This window comes from Isoptericola sp. NPDC055881 (assembly GCF_053615895.1).
In genome coordinates this window covers 79617-105772 of sequence record NZ_JBSHCR010000001.1, presented here as the reverse complement: position 1 = coordinate 105772, position 26156 = coordinate 79617, and the positions used below count along the sequence as shown (strand labels likewise).

Here is a 26156-nt window from a genome sequence, read left to right as displayed (position 1 = left end):
ACGACGTATCGAGTCGATACATCGCGAGAATAGGACTCGTCGACATGGTCGTGCAACGCCAGGCGTCCCGGCGGCGCGTCCGGCGAGTTGTGAAGGTTCCGCGAAGCGCAGGCCAGAGGGGTGGGGACGGTCGGCGCAAACCGTCGCCCCAGGCCGCGGGGACTCCCGTCGGCCGTTCGGCATCGCCTAGTGTTCCCTGTGGTCCGCAGGCCGGCGTGCGCCCATCGAGAGCGCTGCCGGTCCCGCACGACGAAAGGCTTGACGTGGCGAGGAGACGTCGCTTCTGGAACTACCCGCGCCCGAACAAGGGCCCGGTGCAGCGCTGGCTGCCCTCGTGGCGCATCGTGCTCGGCACCGGCCTCACCGGCGTGGCGCTCGGCGCCGGCCTGTTCGTGGCCGCGTGGAGCACGACGACGATCCCGGACAACCTCTCCGCGGTCAACGACCAGGCCACGACCGTCTACTGGTCGAACGGCAAGCCCATGGGCACGTACGGCGAGCAGAAGCGCGAGCTCGTCAAGCTCGCCGACCTCCCGCCGTACGTCGGCAACGCCGTCGTCGCGTCCGAGGACAAGACGTTCTGGACCAACAGCGGCGTCGACGTCAAGGGCATCGCCCGCGCGGCCTACACGAACCTCACGAGCGGCACCACGCAGGGCGCGTCCACGCTGACGCAGCAGTACGTGGAGCGGTACTACATCGACACCACGAAGTCGTACGCCGGCAAGGCCCGCGAGGCGATCATCGCGCTCAAGGTGGCCCAGACGCAGCCCAAGGAAGAGGTGCTGGAGAACTACCTCAACACCATCTACTGGGGCCGGAGCACCTACGGCATCCAGGCGGCGTCGCAGGAGTACTTCGACAAGGACGCCAAGGACCTCACGCCGTCCGAGGCCGCGCTGCTCGCCGGCATCATCCCCTCGCCGAACAACTGGGACCCGTCCGTCAACGAGAAGCAGGCGAAGATCCGCTGGGAACGCGGCATCAACCGGATGTACGAGCAGGGCTACATCACGGCGGACGAGCACGCGAAGGCGAAGTTCCCCAAGTTCCAGAAGAAGAAGGAAGCGACGAACACCTGGGGCGGGCAGAAGGGGTACCTGCTCGCCGCGGTGCGCAAGGAGCTCATCCGCACCGACAGCAACCCCGACGGCCCGTTCTCCGAGGAGGACCTCGACACCCGCGGCCTGAAGATCACCACGACGATCGACCAGAAGCTGCAGAACGCCGCGGTCGACGTCGAGAAGTCGCTGCACGAGGACGGCCCCTACGGCAAGGCGAGCAAGAAGACCCGCATGTCGCTCGTGTCGATGGACCCGCAGACCGGCGCCGTGAAGGCGCTGTACGGCGGGCCGGACTACGTCAAGCAGTCGCTCAACACGGCCACCCAGGACACGGTGCAGGCCGGGTCGACCTTCAAGCCGTTCACGCTCATCGGCGCGCTCGAGGAGGGGCACACCCTCGACGAGAAGTACGACGGCAACTCGCCGTTCTACTACAAGGACCCGGATTCCGGGGAGGTGTGGGAGCCGCAGAACTTCGGCGGGTACAGCTACGGGCAGATCGACCTCACCAAGGCGACGGCGAACTCGGTGAACTCGGTCTACGGGGCGCTCAACATCGAGATCGGCCCGAAGAAGACGGCGGAGGTCGCGCACCGCGCCGGGATCCGGGAGAGCACGCAGATCGACCCGGTGCCGTCGAACGTGCTCGGCACGGCTGACGTCTACCCGATCGACCTGGCCCGGGCGTACTCGACGATCGCGGCGGGCGGCTACCGCACGACGCCTCACGTCGTGTCGAAGGTGACCACCCTGGACGGCAGCGTCGTCTACAAGGGGCCGACGGAGCAGAAGAAGGAGTTCGACGCGGACGCCATCACGGCCGCGACGTACGCGATGACCAAGGTCGTGGAGGAGGGCTCCGGCGAGCCCGCCCAGGAGCTCGGCCGCCCCGTCGCCGGCAAGACCGGCACGTCGAACGACAACAAGTCGGCGTGGTTCGCGGGCTTCGTCCCGCAGCTCACCACCGTCGTCGGCCTGCGCCAGTACACGACCCTGGACCTCGAGGCCGGGAAGATGGGTGGCCAGGACCAGATCCACCCGTTCGGCGACTACCCGGAGATCACCGGTGGTTCCTGGCCGGTGCGCGCGTGGACCGACTTCATGGAGGTCGCGACCGACGGCATGGACGTCGAGGAGTTCCCCGAGTACGTGCCGCCGCAGCCCACGTACACGCCGACGCCCACCCCCTCCGAGACGGAGGAGGAGACGGTCACCGTCCCGGACAACCTCATCGGGCAGGACGTCGCGGCGGTCACGACACAGCTGGAGAAGCTGGGGCTGAAGGTGCGCACCCAGGCGCAGAACAGCGACGACCCGAAGGGCACCGTGCTGCAGTACTCGGGGGCGGGCCAGGAGGTGCCGAAGGGCACCACCATCACGCTCGTCGTCTCGACCGGTCAGCCGGACCAGCCCGCTCAGGTCGTGGTGCCGAACGTCGTGGGGATGCCCCGCACCACCGCGGAGCAGGCGCTCAACGGAGGCCAGCTGAAGGCGAAGGTGCAGGAGGAGTTCAGCGACCAGGCCGTGGGCCAGGTCATCGCCATGTACCCGGGCTCCGGCACCAGCGTCGACCCCGGGTCGACCGTGACGATCGTCGTGTCCAAGGGACCGCAGGACAACGGGAACGGCAACGGGAACGGCAACGGGAACCAGACGACCCCGACCCCGACGCCGACCTCGACGCCCACCGACGACGGTGGCGACGGCCTCCTCGGCGGGATCGACGACAACTGACCGATTTCCGGGACGCCCGCACCAGCGGGTATCCTGGTCGACTGGCTGTGCCCACCGTCTCGGACCGTTCCGGGGTGGGGTGCGGCCGACGCACGAATGAACCCTCCTGTCACGGAACGACCGTGACCGCTGAGACCAGAGGAGGTGGGTTGAACACATGCGTCAGTACGAGCTGATGGTGATCCTGGACCCGGAGGTCGAGGAGCGCACCGTGGCCCCGTCGCTGGAGAAGTACCTGTCGGTCATCTCGACCGAGGGTGGCTCCGTCGACAAGGTCGACATCTGGGGTCGTCGCCGCATGGCGTACGACATCAACAAGCGTTCCGAGGGCATCTACGCCGTCGTCGACTTCACGTCGACGCCGGACACCGCGAAGGAGCTGGACCGCCAGCTCGGCCTGAACGAGGCCGTGCTGCGCACCAAGATCCTGCGCACCGACGCCCGCTGAGACCTGAACCGAATCTCTGCCCCCGTCGCGGGCGGCGTCCCTCGGGATGTCGGCGCCCCGTGATGGGATCCCCTCACGACTCTCGGACGAACGAAGGAGCTTGGCATGGCTGGTGAGACCGTCATCACGGTCGTCGGAAACCTGGTCGCGGACCCGGAGCTGCGCTTCACCCCGTCAGGGGCTGCCGTCGCCAACTTCCGCATCGCGTCCACGCCGCGCACGTTCGATCGTCAGACCAACGAGTGGAAGGACGGCGAGGCGCTGTTCCTCGCCTGCTCGGTCTGGCGCGAGGCCGCGGAGAACGTGGCCGAGACGCTGACGAAGGGCATGCGCGTCATCGTGCAGGGCCGTCTGACGCAGCGCTCGTACGAGACCCGCGAGGGGGAGAAGCGCACCGTCGTGGAGCTGCAGGTCGACGAGGTCGGCCCGTCGCTGAGGTACGCCTCGGCGAAGGTCACCCGCGCCCAGCGTTCCGGTGGCGGCGGCGGCTTCGGCGGTGGCGGCGGCAACCAGGGGGGCGGCTACGGCGGCCCCCAGGGTGGCGGCCAGCCCGGCGGAGGCTTCGGTTCTTCCGGCGGCGGTCAGAGCAACGACCCGTGGGCCACGGCCGGTCCCGCCTCCTCCGGTGGCGGGTTCTCGGACGAGCCCCCGTTCTGATCGACGCCTGTCCCCAGATCACCTGTCCTCCGACGTCGGCCTCGCGGCCGGCGTGACGTGAGGACTGCACCTGAGAAGGAGCAACACCATGGCGAAGCCTGTGGTGCGCAAGCCCAAGAAGAAGGCCAACCCGCTCAAGACGGCCAAGATCGAGTCCGTCGACTACAAGGACACCGCGCTGCTGCGCAAGTTCATCTCCGACCGCGGCAAGATCCGCGCGCGTCGCGTGACCGGCGTCTCCGTCCAGGAGCAGCGCCAGATCGCCCGTGCCGTGAAGAACGCCCGTGAGATGGCGCTGCTGCCGTACTCGTCCTCGGCCCGCTGACCGGAAGGATCACTGAATCATGTCGAAGCTGATCCTGACCCACGAGGTCACCGGTCTTGGTGAGCCCGGCGACGTCGTCGAGGTGAAGGACGGGTACGCCCGGAACTTCCTCATCCCGCGCCGTCTGGCCACCCCGTGGACCAAGGGCGCCGAGTCGCAGGTCTCCGCGATCCGCAAGGCTCGCAAGGCCCGCGAGATCGCCACGCTGGACGAGGCCAAGGCGGTGGCCGACTCGCTCAACGCGAAGACGGTCGTCGTCACGGCGCACGCCGGTGAGTCCGGCCGTCTGTTCGGTGCCGTCACCACCGGTGACATCGCCGACGCGGTCGCCGCCTCCGGCCAGCAGGTGGACAAGCGCAAGATCGAGATCGGCCAGCCGATCAAGACGACCGGTGAGTACACCGTGTCGGTGCGCCTGCACCCCGAGGTCTCCGCGAAGATCTCCGTCAAGGTCGTCGCCGGCTGAACGCCTGACACCTGACGCACGTCGGCCCGGTCCCCTGCGAGGGGGCCGGGCCGACGTGCGTCTCAGCGCCGGGCCGCGAGGTAGCGCAGCACGGCCATGACCCGGCGGTCGGCGTCGTCGTCAGGGGCGAGCCCGAGCTTCGCGAAGATCGAGCGGACGTGCTTGTGCACGGCGCCGGCCGAGACGACGAGGCGCGCGGCGATCGCGGCATTCCCGAGGCCCTCGGCCATGAGGCCGAGCACCTCCAGCTCCCGGGGCGTGAGCGGGGCGAGGGGGTCGCCGCGCGAGCGCAGCACGAGCAGCTGCGCGACCACCTCGGGGTCGACCGCCGTCCCCCCGGCCGCGACCCGGGCGAAGCTCGCCAGGAAGTCGTCGACCCGCCCGACCCGCTCCTTCAGCAGGTAGCCGAGACCCCCGGAACGGTCGTGGAGCAGGTCGGTCACGAAGGCCTGCTCGACGTACGCGGACAGGACGAGGAGACCGATGCCGGGCCGGAGCGCACGGGCGGCGACGGCGGTCCGGATCCCCTCGTCCGTGTGGGTCGGCGGCATGCGGACGTCGAGGACGGCCACGTCCACGGTGCGCCCCGCGGCCAGCTCGCGGCGCAGGGCGCCCAGCAGGGCCTCGCCGTCGCCGACCGCGGCGACGACGTCGTGCCGTTCGCCGTCGAGCAGCATCCGCAGGCCCTCGCGCAGGAGGGTGTCGTCCTCGGCGATCAGGACGCGCACGGCACCTCCACCTCCAGCCGCGTGGGGCCGCCCGGAGGGCTCGTGACCCGCATCGAGCCGTCGAGGGCCCGGACGCGCGCGGCGATGCCGCGCAGCCCCGTGCCGCCGGCGTGACCGCCCCCGACCGTGGCACCGCCGACGCCGTCGTCCTCGATGACGAGACGCGCCACGGGCGCCCCGTCCCGGGTGGCGGGCGCGAGGTCGACGGAGCACGACGTGGCCGAGGCGTGCCGGGAGACGTTGGCCAGGCCCTCAGCCGCGACGTGGTACAGCGCGGACTCGACGGCCGCGGGGAGGGGCGTCGCCACCGCGGCCGTGACGCGGCACGGGACGTCGGTCGACGCGGCGAGCCCCGCGAGGGCGCCCTCGATCCCACGCTCCGCGAGCACGGGCGGCCGGATGCCGCGCACCACGGTGCGCAGCTGGTCGAGGGCCTCCTCGGCGGCCGTCTGCGCCGCGCCGAGGGCGTCGAGGGCGGGGCCCACGTCCGCCCCGGGCGCGAGCGCGGCGACGCGGCGGTGCGCCACCCCGAGCATGACGCTGACGCCGACGACGCGGCTCTGCGCGCCGTCGTGCAGCGCGCGCTCGATCCGTTCGAGCTCCGCGGTGTGGGCGTCGAGCGCCGCCGCCCGGGAGCGGGTCAGCTCCGCCACCCGGAGCGAGGCGTCGACGGAGGGGGAGGGCGTGAGGAGCGACCGGGCGAGACGTACCTCGAGGGCGGCGACGGCGGGGGCCACGGCGACCACCGCGACGCACCAGGCGGCTCCTCCCGCGAGGACGGCGAGGGCTCCGCCCCAGGTGGTCACGGGGTGGCCGAGGGCGGTCCCGGCCTCGCCGGCGGGGATCAGCCGCCACCACAGCACGAAGGTCAGGTCGCGCAGCGCGAGGACGACCATGACGAGGACCAGGACGCTGAGCAGGAGGCCGACGGTCCCGTGAGCCACGCACCAGGCGAGGTCACGGCGCGTCGCGGGGTCGCGGAGCACGGTCGTCCGTGCGGTGCCGCGCACCGGGGACCCGCTCGCCGGGGCCAGGCCGTAGGGGGAGACGACGGTGACGCCGGCACGCGCCAGCCGGGACCGCTCCAGCGTGCCGACACGGCGCAGGAGAGCGGTTGTGGCCGGCCAGGCGAGCAGCCCGACGCCGACCAGGGAGGTGAGGGCCACCAGCAGGAAGACGAGCGTGGCGACGAAGGCCAGAGCCTGGGTGACGAGCCCGCCGCCGATCGTCTCGACGGCCGGGAGCAGCCGTCTGCCGGTGATGGCCCCCGCCGCGTTCCTCCGCACCACTCCGCCCCCTCGTCGTCCCGCCCACCGTAGGCGACGGCCCTCGTCGGCGGCGCCCGACGGCGGCAAAGGTAGCGCCTGCACCACCGCGGAGACGGCAGCAGGCGGGATGGGTCGCGGGCACGCGCATGCCTAGCGTCGAACGAGACGCCGCACGGTGCGGCGTCGGGAGGAGGGAACGATGGCCGAGGTCGACGAGAGTCGGTACGACAGCCCGGGGCTAGGGCTCCGGCTGGTCGCGTGGACCGCGCTGGTGGTCGGGGTGCTCGTCAACGTCGCCGTCGCGTTCCTGCTGGTCACGCCCCAGGTGATCGCGGCGGTCCCGAGGTTCCAGGAGCTCACCGCGTGGTGGCCCGAGCTGCCGGACGTGCCCGGTCCGCCGCTGCTGCTCCAGCTCGTCTCGGGGGTGCCGGCCGTGGTCGCGGCCGGGTACCTCGTCGTGGACCGGGCCAGGCGCCGCCGCGGCACCGGCCGGCGTGGTCGCGCCTGACGGCGGCCTGGGCGATCAGGTCGACAGCCGGGGCACGAGGATGCAGTCGACGAGCTCGACGCCGCCCGGTACGTCCTCCCCGCCGATCTTGCGGACGAGCAGCTCGGCCGCGCGGCGGCCGACCGCCCGCAGGTTGAGGTCCACCGAGGTGATGCTGGGCCGGGCGGCCTCGACGATGACGTCCCAGTTGTCGACGCCGACGACGCCCACGGCGCCGGGCGCGTCGACGCCGTTCTCGCGCAGGCACTCGAGGACGCCGCGCGCGATCTGGTCGTTCGCGCAGAAGACGCCGTCGAACGTGGTGGTCTCGAGGAGCCGGCGCGCCGCCTCGTAGCCCCACCGCTCGGTCCACTCGCCGTACAGCACCTCGCCCCCGGCGAGCTCGGCCCCGAGCTCGCCGAGGGCACGGGTCGCGCCCTCGACGCGGTGGTTGCTCGCCGTGTGGCGCCGGGGGCCGACGACGACGGCGATGCGACGACGGCCGGTGCCCACGAGGTGCGCGATCGCCCGGGCGGCGCCGCCGGCGTCGTCCGGGACCACGGAGACGTCGTCCGGGTCCTGGGACGGCGACAGCGCGTACACCGCGGGGACGCCGAGGAGCGACGTGATCGACGTCCGCGCGTCGCTGGTGCGGCCGGCGACGATGATGCCGTCGACGTGACGGCTGCGAAGCGTCTGGACATAGTGCCGCTCGCGGATCGGGTCGCCCCGGCTCTCGGCGAGGAGCATCGAGATCTCACCGGCGCCAAAGGTGTCCTCCGCGCCGGTGAGGATCGGGATGGTGAACCGGCCGTAGGAGTCGGTCGAGAGCACGCCCACGATGAACGAACGCCCTTCCGCCTGGGCGCGCGCGTCAGGACCCGGCTCGAAGCCGAGCGCCGCGGCGGCGTCGAGGACCCGCCGTCGGGTGTCGTCGCTCAGCTGACCGCGGCCGTTGAGCGCCTTGGAGACCGTCCCGACCGAGACACCGCTGGACTCGGCGACCTGCGCCAACGTCACGCGTCCGTGCGCCATGCCCGTCCTTCCCTCGCTCTGCCGACCCTCATGACGGCAACGTTTCCGCATCATAGGGCAGGTTGGGCCGCCTGTGCCGTTGACAGCACGGCAACCAACGGAATAGTTTGCCGGAAACGCGCGGCACAGTTGCCGCACGTCTCCCGACGAAGGAGATCGACGATGAAGCCTTCCCTCCGGCGACGCAGGCTGGCCCTGCTCGTGGTCACCGCCCTGGCTGCCACCCCCGTGCTCGCCGCGTGCGGCGCGGACGACGGTGCCGGCGACGGCGGGCCCGTCACGCTCGACGTGTGGGCCCGCGACGGCGACAACTCCCTCGACAAGCAGGTGGCGGCCTTCGAGAAGGCGCACCCTGACATCGCGGTCGACGTCACCCTGGTCAACAACGACCAGTACCTGACGAAGTTCGCGAACTCCATCCGCGCCGGCTCGGTGCCGGACCTCATCGACTTCGACATCATCAACGCGCCCCTGCTGGCGACGCAGGGACAGCTCCTCGACATCACGGACAAGGCGAACGGGCTGCCGAACCTCTCCGACGTCGCCACGGCGGGGGTCGACATCGGCACGCTCGACGACGCCGTGTACTCCCTGCCGGTGGCCCTCACGGGCTCGCAGATGTTCTGGAACAAGAAGCTCTTCACCGAGGCGGGGCTCGACCCCGACACACCGCCGAAGGACCTTGCCCAGGTCAAGGCCTACGCCGAGAAGATCCAGGCGCTGGGCGACGACATCACGGGCTTCTCGACGATCGGCGGCGTCGGGCAGGCGTTCACGGGGTTCCCGAGCGGGTGGGCGGACGGCGGGGACGTCTTCACCGAGGCGGGACCGGACCAGACGAGCACCTTCGACGACCCGGCGATGGTCGGCATGGTGTCCTGGTACCAGGACATGTGGGAGTCGGGGCTGATGCAGCCGACCGACGAGCCCAACCAGGACCCGGGCAACGTCGGCAGCCAGAACGCCCTCGCGGGCAAGGTGGGCATCATGTTCACCGGCGCCAACGTGTTCGCCGGGCACGAGGACGAGTTCGGCTCCGCGGCGGGCATCCCCGGCAGCGACGGCGAGCTCGCGTCGTTCCTGGGCGGCAACCAGGCCGCCATCCCGCTCGGCTCGGAGCACCCGGACGAGGCCTGGACGCTCCTCGAGTGGCTCGTCACCGACCGCGAGGCGGCGACGATCAACGGCGAGGCCGGCTGGATCGCGCCCGACCTGAAGCTCGCCGACGACCTCGCCGAGGACGAGTGGTCGACGAACCGGGTCGGTTCGCTGGCCGTCGGGAAGCTCCCGAAGTCGATCGCCTACTTCGCGACCATCAACGACCCCAACGGTCCGTGGGCGCAGAACTCGCAGGCGGCGATCTTCCAGGGCGCCGACCCGAAGGCCGCGCTCGAGAAGGCGACGCAGCAGGCGGACCAGCTCATCGCCGACGCGTACAACCAGGTGGGCTGAGGCGATCTCCGATGGTCGTCGCACACGCTCCCGTGACGCGCGCTCTGCCGCGGCCCGGCGTCGGACGCCGCCGGGCCGCCGGCCGCAGGGCGGCGCTCGGCCTGCTGCTGGTCTCCCCGGCTCTGCTGCTCTCCCTCGTCTTCTTCGTGGTCCCGCTCGTCCTGCTCGTGGTCATGTCGTTCGCCGACTGGCCCCTGCTGGGCCAGGTGCGTCCCGCCGGCCTGGCGAACTACGCGCGGGCGCTCGGTGACGACACCTTCGCGCGCGCCCTCCTGTTCTCCGTGCTCTTCACCGTCGCCCTCGTGCCGCTGTCGCTGCTGGTCTCCTACGCCGCGGCGGTCATGGTGCGCGGCGAAGGACGTGTGGTGTCGTTCGTTCGCACCGCGTTCTTCGTGCCGGTCGTCATCGGCTTCACGGCGGCCGCCTACATGGCTTCCGTGATGCTCATGCCGGGCACGGGGGTGCTGAACGTGCTCTTCCGGTCGCTCGGCCTGTCCGACGGGCAGACCGCCTGGTTCACGGACCCGACGCGCGCGTTCTGGGCCATCGTCGCGCTGACGGTCTGGAAGGGCATGGGCGTCGCGATGATCCTGCTGATGGCCGGCATGCAGGCGGTTCCCGGTGAGGTGTACGACGCGGCGAAGATCGACGGGGCGGGCTGGTGGCGCCGGGAGGTGTCCGTGACGTTCCCGCTCATCCGCCGGCAGTTCGCGCTGTGCCTCATCCTCGCGGTGTCGGGCACCCTGCTCGTGTTCGACCAGTTCTTCGTGCTCACCAAGGGCGGCCCGAGCGGCGCCACCACCACGGCCGTGATGTACACGTACGCGCAGTCGTTCGTGCGGTACAACCTCGGCTACGGGGCGGCGCTGTCGATGATCATCACGGCGATCATCCTCGCGCTCGCCGTGATCCAGCTGCGCGCCCTGCGGGCGGGTGGCGGGGAGGCGCAGTCATGACCACGCTCACCCGGACCACTACAGGCGCCGGCGCCCCCGTCCGTCGAGGGAGCGAGCCGAGGGCGGGCGGCGGCCACCGATCGCTGTCCTCGGCCACCTACCTGGTCGGCGGTACCGTCCTGGCGCTCGCGTCCCTCGCGCCCGTCCTGTACATCGCGCTGCGCTCGTTCCTCCCGCCGTCCGCGGACGCCGACGGGATCGGCTGGGGGTCGCTGCTCGACCTCACGGCAGCGAACTACGCGCGGATCTTCGACCCGTCCGTCGGCATCACGACCTACGTGCGCAACTCCTTCGTCGTCGCGATCAGCGTGGCGCTGTTGACCGGGCTCGTCGCCACGCTCGCGGGGTACGCGCTCTCCCGCCTGCGGTTCCCGCTCGCGGCGCTGGTCTTCGTCGTCCTCCTCGGGCCGATGGTGGTGCCGTACCAAGGCCTCCTCACCCCGCTGTCGATCGTGCTCGGCAAGCTGGGCCTGCTGGACTCGCTCACAGGCGTCGTCCTCGTCCTGGTCACGCTCCAGCTGCCGTTCTCCGTGTTCGTGATGCGCAACACGCTCGACGGCATCCCCGTGGAGCTGGAGGAGGCGGCGCAGCTCGACGGCGCCGGCCTCGGCCGGCTCCTGCGGTCCGTCATGGTGCCTCTCGCGTGGCCGGGTGTCGTCACGGTCTGCCTGTTCGGCTTCATGGCGGGGTGGAACGACCTGCTGAGCTCCGTGGTCTTCCTGTCGAGCGAGGACAAGTACACGTTGCCCCTTGCGCTCACGAACATCACGACGTCGTTCAAGATCCCGGGCGTGCAGATCGTCGACCCAGGTCTCCTCACGGCGACCGCCTGCGTCGCGACCGTCCCCGTCGTCATCCTCTTCCTCGCGCTCCAGCGCTACTACACCAAGGGCCTCATCGGGGGTTCGATCAAGTGAAAGGTTCCACCGTGAACACTCCTGCCACGCCGTCGGGCACCACGTCGCGGGCCCCCGCCGGGCGCGAGCTGCCTCTCGGCGCGATCACCCCGCGCGGCTGGCTGCGCGACCAGCTCCGCCTCCAGGCCGACGGCCTGACCGGCCAGCTCGAGAAGATCTGGCCCGACGTCGGTCCGACCAACGCCTGGCGCGGCGGCGCCGAGGGGGAGGACTGGGAGCGCGGCCCGTACTACCTCGACGGCCTGCTGCCGCTGGCCCACGTGCTCGAGGACGAGGCGCTGCTCGCGCAGGTGCAGCCCTGGGTCGAGGCGATCCTCGCCTCCCAGCGGGAGGACGGCTTCTTCGGCCCGACGACGAACGACGACTGGTGGCCGCGCATGGTCGCCCTCAAGGTCCTCACCCAGCACGCGGACGCCACGGGCGACGAGCGTGTCGTGCCGTTCCTGCAGCGGTACTTCCGCCATCAGCTGGAGCACCTCCCGGGCCGTCCGCTGCGTTCGTGGGGCAGGGCGCGCGGCGCCGACAACGCCCTGTCCGTGTGGTGGTTGCACCACCGCACGGGCGAGGAGTGGCTGCTCGACCTCGTTGACCTTCTCGACGTCCAGACGATCCAGTGGGACGACTACCTCGGCGGCGACCTCATCACCGGGGCGGCGCGCGTCTTCTCGCACCGCATCCACGGGCCGAACGTCGCCATGGGCCTCAAGAAGGGTGCGGTCGACTGGGTGCGCGACGGCGACGACGCGCACCGGGCCGCCACGGAGCGCTCGTTCGCGAACCTCGACCGCTGGCACGGGCAGGCGCACGGCTGGTTCTCGGGCGACGAGTGGCTCGGTGGCCCGGAGGCGGCGGCCGGCATCGAGACCTGCCAGGTCGTCGAGATGATGTTCACCTGCGGGGTGCTCGCCGCCACGTTCGGCGACGGCGTGCAGGGCGACCGGCTGGAGTCGCTGGCCTTCAACCTGCTGCCCGCGTCGTGCGACCCGCGCATGCTGGCGCACCAGTACCACCAGCAGGCGACCCAGCTCGAGGTGTCGGTGGCACGCCGTGACTGGTCGTTCTCCTCCGACGACGCGAACCTGTTCGGCCTCGAGCCGCACTTCGGGTGCTGCACGGCGAACTTCCACCAGGGATGGCCGAAGTTCGTGCGGAACCTGTGGATGCGGGCCGACGACGGCGGCCTGCGCGCGGTCGCATACGCGCCTGCGGTGGTGCGCACCGACGTCGGCGGCGACCCGGTGACCGTCTCCGTCGAGACCGCCTACCCGTTCGAGGAGACGATCGGCGTCGTCGTCGACACGGAGCGCGTCGAGCCTTTCGACCTGCAGCTGCGGGTGCCCGGCTGGGCGACGACGTTCGACCTCACTGTGGACGGAGAGGCTGTCGACGTCGTGCCGGTGGACGGGTACGTGACCGTGCGGCGCTCGTGGGCGGGCGGCGCGGACGTGCGTCTCGTGCTGCCGATGGCCCCGCGCGTCGTGCGCCGGGCGCGCCAGGCCGCTGCCGTGTTCCTCGGGCCGCTGTCGATGGTGCACCCGCTGGGCGAGAACTGGGTCGAGGTGCCGGGAGCGCCCGGCCTCGGCGAGTGGGAGGTCCACCGCCGCACGTCGTGGAACAAGGCTCTGGCGGACGTCGCGCACGCCGCGTCGTGGGAGGTGGAGCGCACTGCCGTACGGGAGGTCCCGTGGGGGCTGACGGGCCCACGGCCCGGCGAGGGATCGCCGGTCAAGGTGCACGCGCCGGGAGCCCGGGCCACCGAGTGGCGGGCACAGGGCGTGGACGCGCCGCCCCCGCCTCCCAGCCCGCTGCTGGAGCGGGGCGCAGGAGACGACGTCACCCTCGTGCCCTACGGCCTTGCCCGCCTGCGTGTGGCCGAGTTCCCGGTCGTCGGGAGCTGGGCCGACCGCGACGACCCGGACGACCCGCAGTACGCCCAGGCATGACGAGGGCTGCCGCCGTCGGCGACGGGCCGCCCCTCGATCCGGTGCTGCTGCGGATCCTGGAGGCGGCCGGTCTCCCGGCGACGGGACGATTCGTGCGCAAGGCCGGCTGGGTGAGCACGGCGTGGGTCGGTGAAGCCGTCGTCGTCCGGCTGAACACCGACGAGCGGTTCCGCGACGCCTATCGCCACGAGGCGAGGATCGTCGACCTGCTCGCCGGCAGCGAGGTGCCGCACGCCCGGCACCTCGCCCACGGCGACGGCCCTGACGGGCCGTGGGCGGTCTCCGAACGTCTGCCCGGCCGGTCCCTGTACGACGCGTGGCCCACGGCGGACCTGCGGACGCGCCGGTCGATCATCGAGAGCCTCGGCTCGGCGTTGCGCGCGCTCCACCGCGTCGCCGCTCCCGCCGACCTGATGCCGCCCTGGTTGACCGGTGCGCTCTCCGGCGGCCCGTGGCCGGCGTTCCACCCGCCCGTGGTCGGTGCGACCCTCCGGCAGGTCGAGGCTGCCCGGCGGCAGCCCGACCACGACCCGCGCCTGCTCGCGGACGTCGACGCGTGGGTCCGGGAGCGGCTGGCCCTGTTCGCCGCCGACCGGCACGTCCTCGTCCACGGCGACCTGCACGGATCGAACCTGATCGTCGACCGAGGACGCGTCACCGGCCTGATCGACTTCGCGGAGGCGGTGGCCCAGCCGGCCGACGTCGAGCTCGACACCATCCTCCGGTGGTGCGCGAGAGCTCGAGAGTTCCCGCCCACGCCGGACGCCCGAGGGCTCGACGAGACCACGCTGGCGGAGGTCCCCGGATGGCTGCACGGCGCATATCCGGAGCTGTTCGAGCGCGAGCACCTGCGCGAGCGCCTGAACTTCTACGACATGTACGGGGAGCTCAGCCTGGCCGCGCACCACCCGCTGCCCGACGGCCGTGCCGCGGCGCGGGTCCGCGTCGCGCGCCTGCTGTCCGGCCACAACCATCTGGACGGCCTCGCCTGGTAGGTGCCGCCCCTGCCCGCCCGTCCGTCGACACGTCCATGACGGTCCGGCGACGTCAGGCGCCCGTCACCATCCAGCGGTCCCCCCGCGCTCGCAGCCCGGTCGTCAGGGCGCGAGCCAGCATGAAGACGCCGGCGAACGCGCCCCAGAGCCACGCGAGCCCGATCGCGCCGTCGGGTGCCCATGCCCGTACGGCGAGGGCGAAGGGCACGTAGACGACGAGCGTGAGCATGCCCGCCCACGCCAGGAACCGGCCGTCACCGGCCCCGATGAGGACGCCGTCGAGCACGAACACCCAGCCCGCCATCGGCATCAGGACGCCGGTCACGACCAGACCGGCGGTGATCGCGACGCGCACGTCGGGGTCGGACGTGAACAGCGGCGCGACCCACCACCCGGACACGGCGAACACGACGCCGAGGACGACGCCCGCGCCGACGCCCCACTGCAGGGAGCGGCGCAGCACCGCCCGCACCCGGTCGACGTCGCCCGAGCCGAGCCCATGACCCACCAGGGCCTGACCCGCGATCGCGAGGGCGTCGAGCGCGAACGCCGCCAGCCCCCACAGGCTGTTGACGACCTGGTAGCCGGCCAGCGCCGCCGCCCCCAGGCTGGTCGCCACGGCCACCGTCAGCAGGATCGCCAGTCGCAGCGACGCCGTCCGGACGAAGAGCGGTGCCCCCGCTCGGGCGTTCGCCCAGATGCCGGCGTGGTGCGGGCGCAGCGACGCGTGGTGGCGTCGCGCGCCCCGCACCACCACGATCGTGAGCACCGCCGCCATGCCGAGCTGGGTCGCGGCGGTGCCGATGGCCGAGCCTGCGATGCCCAGCCCCGCGCCGTACACCAGCACGACCGACAGGATCGCGTTCACGACCGCTCCCGTCGACGCGACCCACAGCGGCGTCCGCGTGTCCTGCAGACCGCGCAGCACGCCGGTCGACGCCAGGACGACGAGCATCCCGGGCAGCCCGATCACCGACCAGCGCAGGTACGTGGCCGCGTACTCCGCGACGTCGCGCCCGGCGCCCATCGCCCCGACCGCCCAGTGCGCGCCGACGGCGAGAAGGGCCGCGAGCACGACGCCGAGGCCGAGGGCGAGCCACATGCCGTCGATGCCGGACTGCAGCGCGTCGCGCGTGCGGCCTGCGCCGACGAGCCGGGCGACGGCGGCGGTGGTGGCGTAGGCGAGGAACACGCACAGCCCCACGAGGGTGACCAGCAGGGTCGAGGCGACCGACAGTCCGGCGAGCTGGTCCGTGCCGAGGTGGCCGACGACGGCGCTGTCGACGAGGACGAACAGCGGCTCCGCGACGAGGGCGCCGAGCGCGGGCAGCGCGAGGGCGAGGATGTCACGGTCGATCCGGCGCCGGTCGGCCCTGTGGACAACGGTCTGGGGGACGTCGTCCGGTGTGTGACCGTCGGGAGGCGTCGGTGAAGAAGGGGTGGCGCCAGGGTGTCCGGGGTCCGGATCGGGGGTGCGGTGCACGTCACCCAACTTTCTTTTCCTCCACAGCCTGAGGGTAGCGAAGCCGCAGGTCAGCGGCCTGCCAGAAGTTGTACACAGCCGATATCCCCAGTTGTGCACATGCCTGTCCACCGCCCGTGCACAGGCACGACCCCCCTGTCCACAGCACTGTCCACAGGTGTGTCCACAGTGGCCGTTGCGCAGGGTCGTGGGCGCGCCTAGCGTCGTCCGCGGTGTCAGTGCCCCACGGTAGAACGTGGACCTGACAGCGGGAGTCGATGTCCGGTGACGGACCGGATGCCGGCAGCGGCGGGGGAGCGGGGTGAGCATGTCGATCGAGGAGCTCGAAGCGGGCTATCAGGGGGCGTCGTCCGGCGCCACCTTCGACCGCACCCCTCCTCAGGACGTCGCCGCCGAGATGAGCGTGCTCGGCGGCATGCTGCTCTCCAAGGACGCGATCGCCGACGTCGTCGAGCAGATCCGCGGCAACGACTTCTACCGCCCCGCGCACGAGGCGGTCTACGACGCGATCATCGACCTGTACGGCCGCGGCGAGCCCGCTGACGCCATCACGGTGGTCGCGGAGCTCACCAAGCGCGGCGAGCTGGCCCGCGTCGGCGGCGCCCCGTACATCCACGACCTCATGGCCGGCGTCCCCACCGCCGCCAACGCGGGCTACTACGCGCGCATCGTCCAGGAGCGCGCGGTGCTGCGCCGCCTCGTCGAGGCCGGCACCAAGATCGTGCAGCTCGGCTACGCGACCGACGGCGGCGACGTCGAGGGCATCGTCAACACCGCACAGGCCGAGATCTACGCCGTCACCGAGCGCAAGACCTCCGAGGACTACCTGCCGCTCTCCGAGATCATCGGCGGCACGATGGACGAGATCGAGGCTGCGGGGAACCGCGGCGAGGGCATGGTGGGCGTGCCCACCGGCTTCGCCGACCTCGACCGCCTCACCAACGGCCTGCACCCCGGGCAGATGATCGTCATCGCCGCCCGGCCTGCAATGGGCAAGTCAACGCTGGCAATTGACATTGCCAGGGCTGCGTCAATCAAGCACCAGCAGGCGTCCGTCGTCTTCTCGCTGGAGATGAGCCGCAACGAGATCACGATGCGTCTGCTCTCCGCCGAGGCGCGCGTGCACCTGCAGAAGCTGCGCAACGGCTCCATGGGCGAGGACGACTGGCAGAAGGTCGCGAAGGTGATGGGCAAGGTGTCCGAGGCGCCGATGTTCATCGACGACTCGCCGAACATGTCGCTCACCGAGATCCGCGCCAAGTGCCGCCGGCTCAAGCAGAAGCACGACCTCAAGCTCGTCGTCATCGACTACCTGCAGCTGATGACCTCCGGCAAGAAGGTCGAGTCGCGCCAGCAGGAGGTCTCCGAGTTCTCGCGTGCGCTCAAGCTCCTCGCGAAGGAGATCGGCGTCCCTGTCATCGCCCTGTCGCAGCTGAACCGTGGTCCCGAGCAGCGCCAGGACAAGAAACCCGCGATGTCCGACCTGCGTGAGTCTGGCTCGATTGAGCAGGACGCGGACATGGTGATCCTGCTGCACCGCGAGGACGCCTACGAGAAGGAGTCCCCCCGTGCGGGCGAGGCCGACCTGATCGTCGCCAAGCACCGTAACGGCCCGACCGACACCATCACCGTCGCGTTCCAGGGCCACTACTCGCGGTTCGTGGACATGCAGTCCTGACGGTCGTCGACACCTGTGGACAAGGGGCGGTGACGACTGCCGCCCTCGTCCTCGTCGCCGCGCGTCGATCGTCCTCGTCGCTCTGTCGCCCCTCCAGTCTGGACAACCGCCCAGGCCGCGCGCAGGCTGGAGAGCATGCGCGAGCCTGTCAGCACGACCACGGCTCCCGGTTCACCGTTGTTCTCCCAGGCGGTGAAGGCCGGTCCGTTCGTCATCGTGTCGGGGCTGGTGGGCGTCGACGTCTCGACGGGCGCTCTTGCCGGCCCGACGATCCAGGAGCAGACCCGCCAGGCGTTGACCAACTGTCGCGAGGTCCTCGACGCCGCCGGCGCGACGCTCGACGACGTCGTCGAGGTGGGAGTGCTGCTGGTGGACCCGGACGACTTCGCCGGGATGAACGAGGAGTACGCCCGATGGTTCCCGAGCGATCCTCCGGCCCGGTACGCGGCCAAGCTCGGCGCCGTGATCCCTGGGGTTCTCGTCTCGATCCGCATGATGGCGTACCACGCCCCTCAGCAACGGGACCGCGACGCGTCCTAGGTGTCCTGCATGCGGGCTCGGAGGACGTCGAACTCGCACCCCGGTGCGTCGGGGTCGAAGCCGTGCTCGATGAGCCAGCGCGCCGCGACGAGGCTGCGCAGCGACCACCAGGCGCGGATCACGTCACGATCGGCGCCGGGACCGTAGCCGGCGAACAGGTCGTCGAGGCGTTCCTCGTGACCGAGCGTCAGGATGGCGAGGTCGAACATGGCGTCGCCGGGGGCGGCCTCGGACCAGTCGATCACCCCGGTCACCTCAGCGCCGTCGACGAACACGTGGGTGAGCTGCAGGTCCCCGTGGATGAACACCGGCGCCCACGGGCGCAGGGCAGCCTCGGCGATCTCGCGGTTGCACCGGATCACGTCGGCGGGCAGGACGGCGTGGGCGAGCAGCCAGGCGCACTCGGCGTCGAGCTCCGCCGCGACGTCGTCGAGCCGACGCCCCGGCCATGGCGGCAACGGCGCCTCGTGCAGCCTGCGGACGGCCGCACCCGCCGCCGCCCACGCCGCTGAGGACGCGACCGACGGTTCACCGAGGCGGCCCAGCGCGGTGCCGGGCACGGCGGCGATCGCGAGCGCGGGCGGCCGGTGCCAGAGGATCTCGGGGGTCGGGACCGGAGCCAGGGCCATCGCCCGCACCTCGGTCTCGGCGTGCGCCGGGTCGCCGTCGACCTTCAGGAACACGTCGCCGACGCGCAGGGTCGCGCGCTGGCGGTGGGCGACGACGACCGCGACCTCATCCATGCCCGTCATCCTGGTCGGAACGACTCTCGAAGTCGCCACCATTGTCGTGGCCCTGTGGCCGCCCGGCCCGAGGGCGGGCCGTCGTCGCCGCGCGACCAGCGCCGCTGGGCCATAGCGTCGCAGTCCCGGCGCCCGCCGGACCCAGCGGAGGAGGAGAGCGATGTTCGGTCGCCGCACGCGGCACCCGGTCCGTCCGGCCGGCGAGGTGACCGTCGCGGAGGCGCGGCCACCGGCGGGTCCCGACGCGCCGGCGGCAGGGGGCGCCTCCCGGCTCTGGTCGGACGGCTTCGGCCGCGTGGGGACGCGCTCGCTGCAGCTCCTCGCGATCATCGCGGTCGTCGGCGTCCTGGTGTTCGTGGGCACCCGCCTGACCCTGGTCGTGATCCCCGTCCTCATCGCGCTCGTGCTGGCGGCGGCCATCTCGCCGTTGGTCGCACTCCTGCGCCGCCGCGGTCTGCCGTCGCTCCTCGCGACGTGGATCTCGCTCCTGACGCTCGTCGCGCTCCTGGCGGGGATCGTGTGGCTCGTCGTGCGGGCGGTGGCGAACCAGTGGGACGAGCTGCAGAGCCAGGCGCTCGACGGCTTCGACTCCCTGCAGACGTACGTGCAGGACCTGCCCTTCGACGTCTCGGACGAGCAGATCGCCTCCGTGCGCGAGTCCGCCGTGGGGCTGCTGCAGTCTGACGCCGTGGGCTCGGGCGCCATCGCGGGCGTCTCGCAGACCGCCGACTTCGTCGCGGGCTTCTTCATCATGATCGTCGTCCTGTTCTTCTTCCTGAAGGACGGCCCGGCCATGTGGGAGTTCCTGCTCCGCCCGTTCGAGGGGCACCGGTACGAGCGGGGGCAGCGGGTCGGCGCGGCGACGATCCGCACGCTGGGCGGCTACGTCCGCGGGACGGCGATCGTGGCGGTGGTCGACGCGGTCGGCATCGGGATCGGGCTCGCGATCGTGGGCGTGCCCCTCGTCATCCCGCTGTCCGTGCTGGTCTTCCTGCTCGCGTTCATCCCCCTGGTCGGGGCCACGCTGGCCGGCATCCTCGCGGCCTTGGTCGCCCTGGTGGCCGTCGGACCGGTCGAGGCGCTCGTCGTGGTGGCGATCGTCATCGTCGTGAACCAGCTCGAGGGCGACCTGCTCCAGCCGGTCGTCATGGGGCGGACGCTGCGCCTGCACCCCCTGGTCATCCTGTTCGCCCTCACGGCGGGCACGGTCCTGGCCGGCATCACCGGAGCCGTCCTCGCCGTGCCGATCGCCGCGTCCGTCTGGCGCGCGATCCAGGTGTGGGACGGGCCCGACCTGCCCGCGCGGTTCGCCAGGAAGAAGCGCGCCGAGACGGTCTGACGTCGTCGTGCCGCTCAACCGCCGAGGTACGTCCAGTGCCCTTCGGTGACGACACCCACCTCGCCGTCGACGACGGTGATGGCGGTGTCGTCGTCGATGACGTACGCCGGGTTGCCGAGCCCGGCGGCCCACTTCTCGGCGGCGGGCATGGTGTTGTAAGGCAGCATCGGGTGGTCGAGGTGCGGGAAGATCGAGAAGTCGACGACGCCGAGGGTGGTGTCGTCGCCCGACGGCGGCGTCCACTCGACGAAGTACTGCCCGATGCGCGGCGTCAGCACCATGCTTCCGGCGCTCATGCCCACCCAGACGGTGTCGGTCAGCTCGGGCAGGAGGTCGGCGAGGCCGGACTCGCGCATCCAGTGGTGCAGGTACAGGGAGTCGCCGCCGGAGACGAGCAGGACGTCGGCGTCGCGGACCTTCGGCACCCACAGGTCCTCGTCGATGCTCGGGAGGGCGGTCAGCTCGAGCACGCCGACGGACTTCCAGCCCAGTCCGGTCATGTCGTCGCTCGTGCCGGAGATGAACCCGCGCACGTTCGGTCCCGGCCCGACGGCGGGGTGCCCGTACAGCGCGGTGGGGATGCACAGGGCGCTGCATTCGGAGACGGGCCGACCGAGAAGGTCGACCAGCGCGTCGCGGATGGTGGTGTTCCGGACGCCTCCGGACGTGAGAAGCAGTCGCATCGTGTCTCCTGGCTCGGACGAGGGGCGGACGAGACGTAGACCCCGGGTGGTCGGCGGACTCATCGCACCGCACCCGGTCGTCCGTGGACGCCGCGTCCTACCGCGTGCGATGAACGCCCGCACGCTCCCGGCCGCCACCGCGACTACGCTTCCCCGGTGCTCGAACCCGCCCCGCTGATCGCCGGACTGCCGTGGACGGGCTGGGCCGTCGCCGCCCTGGTCGCGCTGCTCGTCGGATTCTCGAAGACGGCGCTCGGCGGCCTGGGCATGATCGCCGCGGCGCTCATGGCGCTCGTCATCCCCGCCAAGGACTCCACCGGCGCCGTCCTCCTGCTGCTCGTGACCGGCGACCTCGTCGCCATCTGGGCGTACCGCCGGCACGCCGACTTCCGGGTCATCGGGCGCCTCCTCGCCCCGGTGCTCGTCGGCGTGGCGCTCGGCGCCGTCTTCCTCAACCTGGTCAGCGACGAGGTCATGCGCCGCACGATCGGCGCGATCCTGCTCGCCCTCCTGGTGCTCAACCTGTGGCGCGACCGGCTGCGCGCCGACACGCGCACCGCCACGCTCGGCTACGGCGGCCTCGCCGGGTTCACGACGATGGTCGCCAATGCCGGCGGCCCGCCGATGAGCCTGTACCTCCTCGCGGCCGGCTACGAGAAGTGGCGGTTCCTGGGCACGACGGCGTGGTTCTTCTTCACCGTCAACGTCATCAAGCTGCCGGTCGCCGTCGGCGTCGGGATCGTGCGCGCCGACACGGTCGCCCTGTGGGCGGTGCTCGCGCCGGTCGTGCTCGTCGGGACGTGGATCGGGCGCAAGGTCATCGGGCACGTCGACCAGCGCCTCTTCGAGCGCCTGGTCACGGTGCTCGTCGCGCTCGCGGCGCTCAACCTGCTCCTGCTCTGACCGCGACCGTCCGGGTGTCGGCCGGACCGGAGTCGTCGTCCCGTCGGTAGTCTCCCCGGATGCCTGCTGAGATCCCGGTGCGGTCCGGACACCTGCGCGTCGACGACGAGAACGAGCTGTACTACGAGGTCGCGGGCCACCCGGACGGTGCGCCGGTGCTGTCCCTGCACGGCGGCCCGGGCAGCGGGGCGGGGGCGGGGCACCGCCGCCGCATCGACCCGGAGCGGCACCGGTCGATCACGTTCGACCAGCGTGGCTGCGGCCGCAGCCGGCCGCTGGTGACGGAGCGGCTGGACCTGCTGGACGGGAACACGACGGCCGCGCAGATCGACGACATCGAGGCGTTGCGCCGGCACCTGGGGATCGAGCGGTGGACGGTGACGGGCGCGTCGTGGGGGAGCACGCTCGCCCTCGCGTACGCGCAGGCCCACCCGGAGCGAGTGGTCGGCATCGCGCTGTTCGCGGTGGTGACAACGTCGACGGCGGAGGTGGAGTGGGTCACCGAGGCGATGGGCCGCGTCTTCCCGGAGGAGTGGGAGGCCTTCGCGGGCGCGGTGGAGCGCGCCCCGGGGGAGCGGGTGGTGGACGCGTACGCCCGCACCCTGCGCGACCCGGACCCCGAGGTGCGGGCCCGCGCCGCCGCGGCGTGGGGCCGGTGGGAGGACACCCACGTCTCGCTCGGGCCGGGCTGGGAGCCCGACCCTCGGTGGCACACCTTCCCGGCACGGGACGTGCTCGCCACCCTGGTCACGCACTACTGGTCGCACGCGGGGTTCGGCGGCGACGAGATCCTCGGCCGGATGGACCGCCTGCACGGGATCCCCGGGGTGCTGATCCACGGCCGTCGGGACATCTCCTCGCCGGTGGTCACGGCATGGGAGCTGCACCGCGCGTGGCCGGGGAGCGAGCTGGTCGTGCTGGACGAGGGCCACGGTGGGGCGGAGTCCGTCGCCCTGCTCCGCCGCGCGATCGCGGACCTGGCGGTCTGACGGTACTCCCCGGAACTGTCTGCCCGGGCATGCTTGACCCGCAATTTACAGCGCTGTATGTTCGGTCGGGCCCGTCGCCGAGACGGGAAGTCATCGTGGTCGAAGGAGACGTCACGTGGGATCGAAGACGACTGCCGGACCCCCGGGAAGGATGAGCCGACGCTCGTTCCTCGCGGGTGCGTCCGGAGCGCTGACGCTCGGGGTGTCCGGGCTCGCAGGGTGCGCGCCGTCCGACGGCGGAGGGCCGACGACGACCCGGTTCTTCCTGCAGAAGCAGGAGGTCAAGGACTACTTCGTCGCCCTGCTGAAGAAGTTCGAGGCCGAGAACCCGGGCATCAAGGTGGTCCACGACGGCACGGGGATCATCGCGCCGCAGTTCGTCCGCGGCGAGCCGGCGGACGTGGGCTGCTTCAACTGCAACCTGGAGCTCGCGCGCTACATCTCCCGCGGGCAGATGAGCGACATCTCGAACCTTCCCTCCGCGTCCAAGATCCGCGACGACGTCGCCACGCTCGCCACCCAGTACGCGACGTACCCGGGGCGCACGAGCGTGCTGCCCTACTCGCTCGCGGCCGCGGGCGTCATCTACAACAAGCGGATCTTCGCCGACCATGATCTGCCCGTGCCCACCACGTGGACCGAGTTCGTGGACGTCTGCACCGAGCTCCAGAAGGCCGGCATCACGCCGATCTACGCGACCGACCGGGACACCTGGACCCTCTGGCAGGGCCTGTTCGACTACTCGGTGGGCAGCCTCGTCGACACCGCCGAGTTCTTCCGCCGCATGAACGAGCTCGGCACGGACGTCGGCCCGGACTCGGACGTCTCCTTCGAGAAGACGCTCGCCGTGCCGATGGAGCGCGCCAAGACGATCTCCACCTTCTTCAACCCCGACCACGCGGTGCGCGACTACGCCGACGGCAACCTCGCGTTCGGCAAGGGCCAGGCGGCCATGTACCTGCAGGGCCCGTGGGCGCTGAGCCAGATCGCGCTCGTCGACGAGGACCTCGAGATCGGCACCTTCGCGCTGCCCGTCACGGACCAGCCGGACGACCGCAAGGCCCGCGTCAACGTCGACCTCTCCCTGTACATCCCGGTCGCGACCTCGCACCGGACCGAGGCGGAAGAGCTCGTCGAGTTCCTCATGCGTCCCGAGGTGGTCAACACCTACAACGCCAAGAACCTCTACTACTCGCCGCTGCGCGACGCCCCGCCGCAGGAGGACGAGCGCGTCGCGGGCCTCCAGCCCTACGTCGACGCCGGCCGGTTCTACCAGGGCGCGGGGACGTTCATCCCGTTGTCCATCCCCCTCGGCAACTACCTGCAGACGGCGATCCGCACCGGCGGCTTCGAGCCGATGCTGCAGAAGCTCGACGACGACTGGCGCCGGCTCGCCAGCCGTGGGGCGACCCAATGACCGGGACGACGTCGCCCCGGCGCGGAAAGGAACGAGCGTGACAGCACAGACGTCCATCCCGGCCGTCGCCCCCGCGGCGGCACCCGCCGGCTCCGCGGGCAGGGCCCCCGCCGGCCGGTCAGGCCGCGGCCGCAAGCCCGAGGCGATCGCGTACCTCTTCGTCGTCCCGGCGCTGGTGCTCTTCACCGTCTTCGTGGTGGCGCCCGCGCTGGTCGGCATCTTCTACAGCCTCACCGACTACGTCGGCTTCGGGGGCTGGTCGTTCATCGGCCTGCGCAACTACACGGCGATGTTCGGCGACCCGGCGATCCTCGACTCCTACCGGTTCACGCTCGGCTTCGCCGCGGTCACCGTGGTGCTCGCGCAGACGATCGCCCTCACCCTCGCCATCGGGCTCTCGCGCAAGATCCGCTTCACGAGCCCGCTGCGCACCGTGTTCGTCATCCCCATGGTGGTCTCGGGGATCGTGGTGGCGTTCGTGTTCAACTTCCTGTTCTCGAACTCGCTCCCCGCGCTCGCCACGGCGGTCGGATTCGGGCCGCTGGAGGACAGCATCCTCGGCAACCCCGACCTCGCCTGGCTGTCGATCGTCATCGTGTCCGCCTGGCAGACGATCCCCGGCGCGCTGCTGGTCTACACGGCCGGCCTCACCGCCATCCCCACCGAGCTGTACGAGGCGAGCTCGCTCGACGGCGCCGGCTCGTGGCGGCAGTTCCGGTCCATCACCCTGCCGCTCATCAGCGGCTTCGTGCTCATCAACACGGTGCTCGGCGTCAAGGGCTACCTGGGCGTCTACGACGTCATCGTCGGGCTCACCGGGGGCGGCCCCGGCTCGGCGACGAGCAGCGTCGCGATGACGATCTTCGGCGGCTTCTCCAGCGGCGAGTACGCCTACCAGATGGCCAACGCGACGGTCTTCTTCGTCATCACCGTGATCATCTCGATCGTCCAGCTCGCGATCACCCGAGGAAGGAGCGTCCGCCTGTGACCACCGCAGCAGCCCCCGCACCCGTCCGGCTCCGGCGCCCCGCGGACCCGTCGTCCCGGCGTCCGCGCCGGCCCCGACGCCGGACGCGCACCAGCTGGACGCTCACCGTCCTGCTGATCCTCGCGTCCCTGACGGTGATCCTGCCCCTCTACGTCACCGTGTCGATGGCCTTCAAGACGGACGGCCAGGCGGCGGACGGCAACGCCTTCTCGCTCCCGGCGCCGTTCGACACGGCCAACTTCGCCGAGGCATGGCGCATCACCGACTTCCCCGCGGCGTTCGGGTTCTCGGTCCTCGTGGCCGCCATCGCCGTCGTCCTGACGCTGCTGCTGAGCTCCCTCGCCTCGTACGCGATCGTGCGGTACTGGCACCACCGCTTCTTCCGGTGGTCGTTCATCTACATGCTCGCCGCGATGTTCCTGCCGTTCCCGGTCATCGCGCTCACCGAGATCAAGCTCACCGCGTTCCTCGGGCTCGACAGCCCGGTCGGCGTGGGCATCCTGCACGCGCTGTTCCAGCTCGCGTTCAGCATCCTGCTCTACTCGGCGTACCTGCGGTCGATCCCGATCGAGCTGGAGGAGAGCGCGCGGATCGACGGCGCCACGACGGGCCAGATCTTCTGGCGGATCATCCTGCCACTCCTGGGTCCGATGAACGCCACGGTCGGGATCTTCGCCTTCCTGGCGTCGTGGAACGACTACATGCTGCCGTCGATGATCACGTCGGACCCGACGATGCAGACGTTGCCCGTGGTGCAGGAGGCCTTCCAGAGCCAGTTCGGCACCAACTACAACGTCGCGTTCGCGTCCTACCTCATGGCGATGGCGCCCACGATCGTGGTCTACCTGTTCGCCCAGCGCTGGGTGATCAGCGGCATCACCCAGGGCGCCGTCAAGCACTAGTCCCGCACTCGGCCCG

General features: G+C 71.4%; 25 protein-coding genes. 19 read left to right on the top strand and 6 right to left on the bottom strand.

Annotated elements, in window-relative coordinates:
• Nucleotides 1–263 precede the first annotated feature (263 nt).
• From ACWGKI_RS00505 to rplI, 5 genes are all read left to right on the top strand, one after another.
• Nucleotides 264–2798, top strand: coding sequence for a transglycosylase domain-containing protein (locus tag ACWGKI_RS00505; protein ID WP_452183801.1), 2535 nt, complete (start codon nt 264–266; stop codon nt 2796–2798).
• Between the two features lie 157 nt (nt 2799–2955).
• A complete protein-coding gene (gene rpsF / locus ACWGKI_RS00500; RefSeq protein ID WP_380243995.1) occupies nt 2956–3246 on the top strand; it encodes a 30S ribosomal protein S6 in 291 nt (96 codons plus the stop codon).
• Between the two features lie 105 nt (nt 3247–3351).
• Nucleotides 3352–3903 (top strand): single-stranded DNA-binding protein, encoded by a 552-nt coding sequence (locus ACWGKI_RS00495; protein ID WP_380243996.1) that lies wholly within the window; start codon nt 3352–3354, stop codon nt 3901–3903.
• Nucleotides 3904–3991: 88 nt separating this feature from the next.
• The gene (gene rpsR, locus ACWGKI_RS00490) at nt 3992–4228 is read left to right on the top strand and encodes a 30S ribosomal protein S18 (protein ID WP_100422261.1); all 237 of its coding nucleotides are present in this window, start codon (nt 3992–3994) and stop codon (nt 4226–4228) included.
• Between the two features lie 19 nt (nt 4229–4247).
• Nucleotides 4248–4694 carry a 50S ribosomal protein L9 gene (rplI, locus tag ACWGKI_RS00485; RefSeq protein ID WP_380243997.1) on the top strand — a complete coding sequence of 149 codons (447 nt, stop codon included), beginning with the start codon at nt 4248–4250 and terminating at the stop codon, nt 4692–4694.
• A 62-nt stretch (nt 4695–4756) separates the two neighbouring features.
• Here the strand turns inward: rplI and ACWGKI_RS00480 are convergent, their stop codons facing one another.
• Together ACWGKI_RS00480 and ACWGKI_RS00475 are read right to left on the bottom strand one after the other, a co-directional pair.
• Complete coding sequence (locus tag ACWGKI_RS00480) at nt 4757–5422, bottom strand: LuxR C-terminal-related transcriptional regulator (RefSeq protein WP_380243998.1); 666 nt, start codon at nt 5420–5422, stop codon at nt 4757–4759.
• Nucleotides 5410–6708, bottom strand: a complete 1299-nt coding sequence (locus ACWGKI_RS00475) for a sensor histidine kinase (protein ID WP_452183798.1) — start codon at nt 6706–6708, stop codon at nt 5410–5412. Before ACWGKI_RS00475 ends, ACWGKI_RS00480 begins: the two co-directional genes overlap by 13 nt.
• A 181-nt stretch (nt 6709–6889) precedes the next feature.
• Between ACWGKI_RS00475 and ACWGKI_RS00470 the strand changes: the two genes are divergently transcribed.
• Complete coding sequence (locus ACWGKI_RS00470; protein ID WP_452183796.1) at nt 6890–7198, top strand: hypothetical protein; 309 nt, start codon at nt 6890–6892, stop codon at nt 7196–7198.
• A 15-nt stretch (nt 7199–7213) separates the two neighbouring features.
• On the opposite strand, the gene ACWGKI_RS00465 is transcribed toward ACWGKI_RS00470, so the two are convergent.
• Entirely contained in the window at nt 7214–8212 is a 999-nt protein-coding gene (locus ACWGKI_RS00465) for a LacI family DNA-binding transcriptional regulator (protein WP_452183794.1), read from the bottom strand.
• A gap of 162 nt (nt 8213–8374) precedes the next feature.
• On the opposite strand from ACWGKI_RS00465, the gene ACWGKI_RS00460 reads away from it, so the two are divergent.
• From ACWGKI_RS00460 to ACWGKI_RS00440, 5 genes are read left to right on the top strand one after another with little or no spacing between them, the layout of a single operon-like run.
• The gene (locus ACWGKI_RS00460) at nt 8375–9664 is read left to right on the top strand and encodes an ABC transporter substrate-binding protein (protein ID WP_452183792.1); all 1290 of its coding nucleotides are present in this window, start codon (nt 8375–8377) and stop codon (nt 9662–9664) included.
• An 11-nt stretch (nt 9665–9675) separates the two neighbouring features.
• Nucleotides 9676–10620 (top strand): carbohydrate ABC transporter permease, encoded by a 945-nt coding sequence (locus tag ACWGKI_RS00455; RefSeq protein ID WP_452183790.1) that lies wholly within the window; start codon nt 9676–9678, stop codon nt 10618–10620.
• The gene (locus ACWGKI_RS00450; protein WP_452183788.1) at nt 10617–11537 is read left to right on the top strand and encodes a carbohydrate ABC transporter permease; all 921 of its coding nucleotides are present in this window, start codon (nt 10617–10619) and stop codon (nt 11535–11537) included. Before ACWGKI_RS00455 ends, ACWGKI_RS00450 begins: the two co-directional genes overlap by 4 nt.
• Before the next feature lie 11 nt (nt 11538–11548).
• Nucleotides 11549–13480, top strand: a complete 1932-nt coding sequence (locus ACWGKI_RS00445; RefSeq protein ID WP_452183786.1) for a beta-L-arabinofuranosidase domain-containing protein — start codon at nt 11549–11551, stop codon at nt 13478–13480.
• Complete coding sequence (locus ACWGKI_RS00440) at nt 13477–14475, top strand: phosphotransferase family protein (RefSeq protein ID WP_452183784.1); 999 nt, start codon at nt 13477–13479, stop codon at nt 14473–14475. The genes ACWGKI_RS00445 and ACWGKI_RS00440 overlap by 4 nt, the downstream gene beginning before the upstream one ends.
• Nucleotides 14476–14527: 52 nt before the next feature.
• Here the strand turns inward: ACWGKI_RS00440 and ACWGKI_RS00435 are convergent, their stop codons facing one another.
• The gene (locus ACWGKI_RS00435) at nt 14528–15832 is read right to left on the bottom strand and encodes an MATE family efflux transporter (protein ID WP_452183855.1); all 1305 of its coding nucleotides are present in this window, start codon (nt 15830–15832) and stop codon (nt 14528–14530) included.
• A 433-nt stretch (nt 15833–16265) separates the two neighbouring features.
• On the opposite strand from ACWGKI_RS00435, the gene dnaB reads away from it, so the two are divergent.
• Both dnaB and ACWGKI_RS00425 read left to right on the top strand, forming a co-directional pair.
• Complete coding sequence (gene dnaB, locus ACWGKI_RS00430; RefSeq protein WP_380243945.1) at nt 16266–17636, top strand: replicative DNA helicase; 1371 nt, start codon at nt 16266–16268, stop codon at nt 17634–17636.
• Nucleotides 17637–17771: 135 nt separating this feature from the next.
• Nucleotides 17772–18176, top strand: coding sequence for a RidA family protein (locus ACWGKI_RS00425; RefSeq protein WP_452183782.1), 405 nt, complete (start codon nt 17772–17774; stop codon nt 18174–18176).
• Here the strand turns inward: ACWGKI_RS00425 and ACWGKI_RS00420 are convergent.
• Nucleotides 18173–18919: a phosphotransferase family protein gene (locus tag ACWGKI_RS00420; protein ID WP_452183780.1), complete on the bottom strand. Its 747-nt coding sequence runs from the start codon at nt 18917–18919 to the stop codon at nt 18173–18175. The two genes, ACWGKI_RS00425 and ACWGKI_RS00420, sit on opposite strands and share 4 nt — an antisense overlap.
• 160 nt (nt 18920–19079) lie before the next feature.
• On the opposite strand from ACWGKI_RS00420, the gene ACWGKI_RS00415 reads away from it, so the two are divergent.
• Entirely contained in the window at nt 19080–20258 is a 1179-nt protein-coding gene (locus ACWGKI_RS00415; protein ID WP_452183778.1) for an AI-2E family transporter, read from the top strand.
• A 14-nt stretch (nt 20259–20272) separates the two neighbouring features.
• Here ACWGKI_RS00415 and ACWGKI_RS00410 read toward each other — a convergent pair whose 3' ends face one another.
• Nucleotides 20273–20941, bottom strand: coding sequence for a Type 1 glutamine amidotransferase-like domain-containing protein (locus tag ACWGKI_RS00410; protein WP_452183776.1), 669 nt, complete (start codon nt 20939–20941; stop codon nt 20273–20275).
• Nucleotides 20942–21097: 156 nt separating this feature from the next.
• On the opposite strand from ACWGKI_RS00410, the gene ACWGKI_RS00405 reads away from it, so the two are divergent.
• From ACWGKI_RS00405 to ACWGKI_RS00385, 5 genes are all read left to right on the top strand, one after another.
• Complete coding sequence (locus tag ACWGKI_RS00405; protein ID WP_380243940.1) at nt 21098–21844, top strand: sulfite exporter TauE/SafE family protein; 747 nt, start codon at nt 21098–21100, stop codon at nt 21842–21844.
• A 59-nt stretch (nt 21845–21903) separates the two neighbouring features.
• Entirely contained in the window at nt 21904–22833 is a 930-nt protein-coding gene (locus ACWGKI_RS00400; protein WP_452183773.1) for an alpha/beta fold hydrolase, read from the top strand.
• A 151-nt stretch (nt 22834–22984) separates the two neighbouring features.
• Entirely contained in the window at nt 22985–24250 is a 1266-nt protein-coding gene (locus tag ACWGKI_RS00395; protein WP_452183771.1) for an ABC transporter substrate-binding protein, read from the top strand.
• Between the two features lie 37 nt (nt 24251–24287).
• Entirely contained in the window at nt 24288–25238 is a 951-nt protein-coding gene (locus ACWGKI_RS00390; RefSeq protein ID WP_380243937.1) for a carbohydrate ABC transporter permease, read from the top strand.
• Nucleotides 25235–26140, top strand: a complete 906-nt coding sequence (locus ACWGKI_RS00385; protein WP_452183769.1) for a carbohydrate ABC transporter permease — start codon at nt 25235–25237, stop codon at nt 26138–26140. The genes ACWGKI_RS00390 and ACWGKI_RS00385 overlap by 4 nt, the downstream gene beginning before the upstream one ends.
• The last annotated feature ends 16 nt before the right edge of the window (nt 26141–26156 follow it).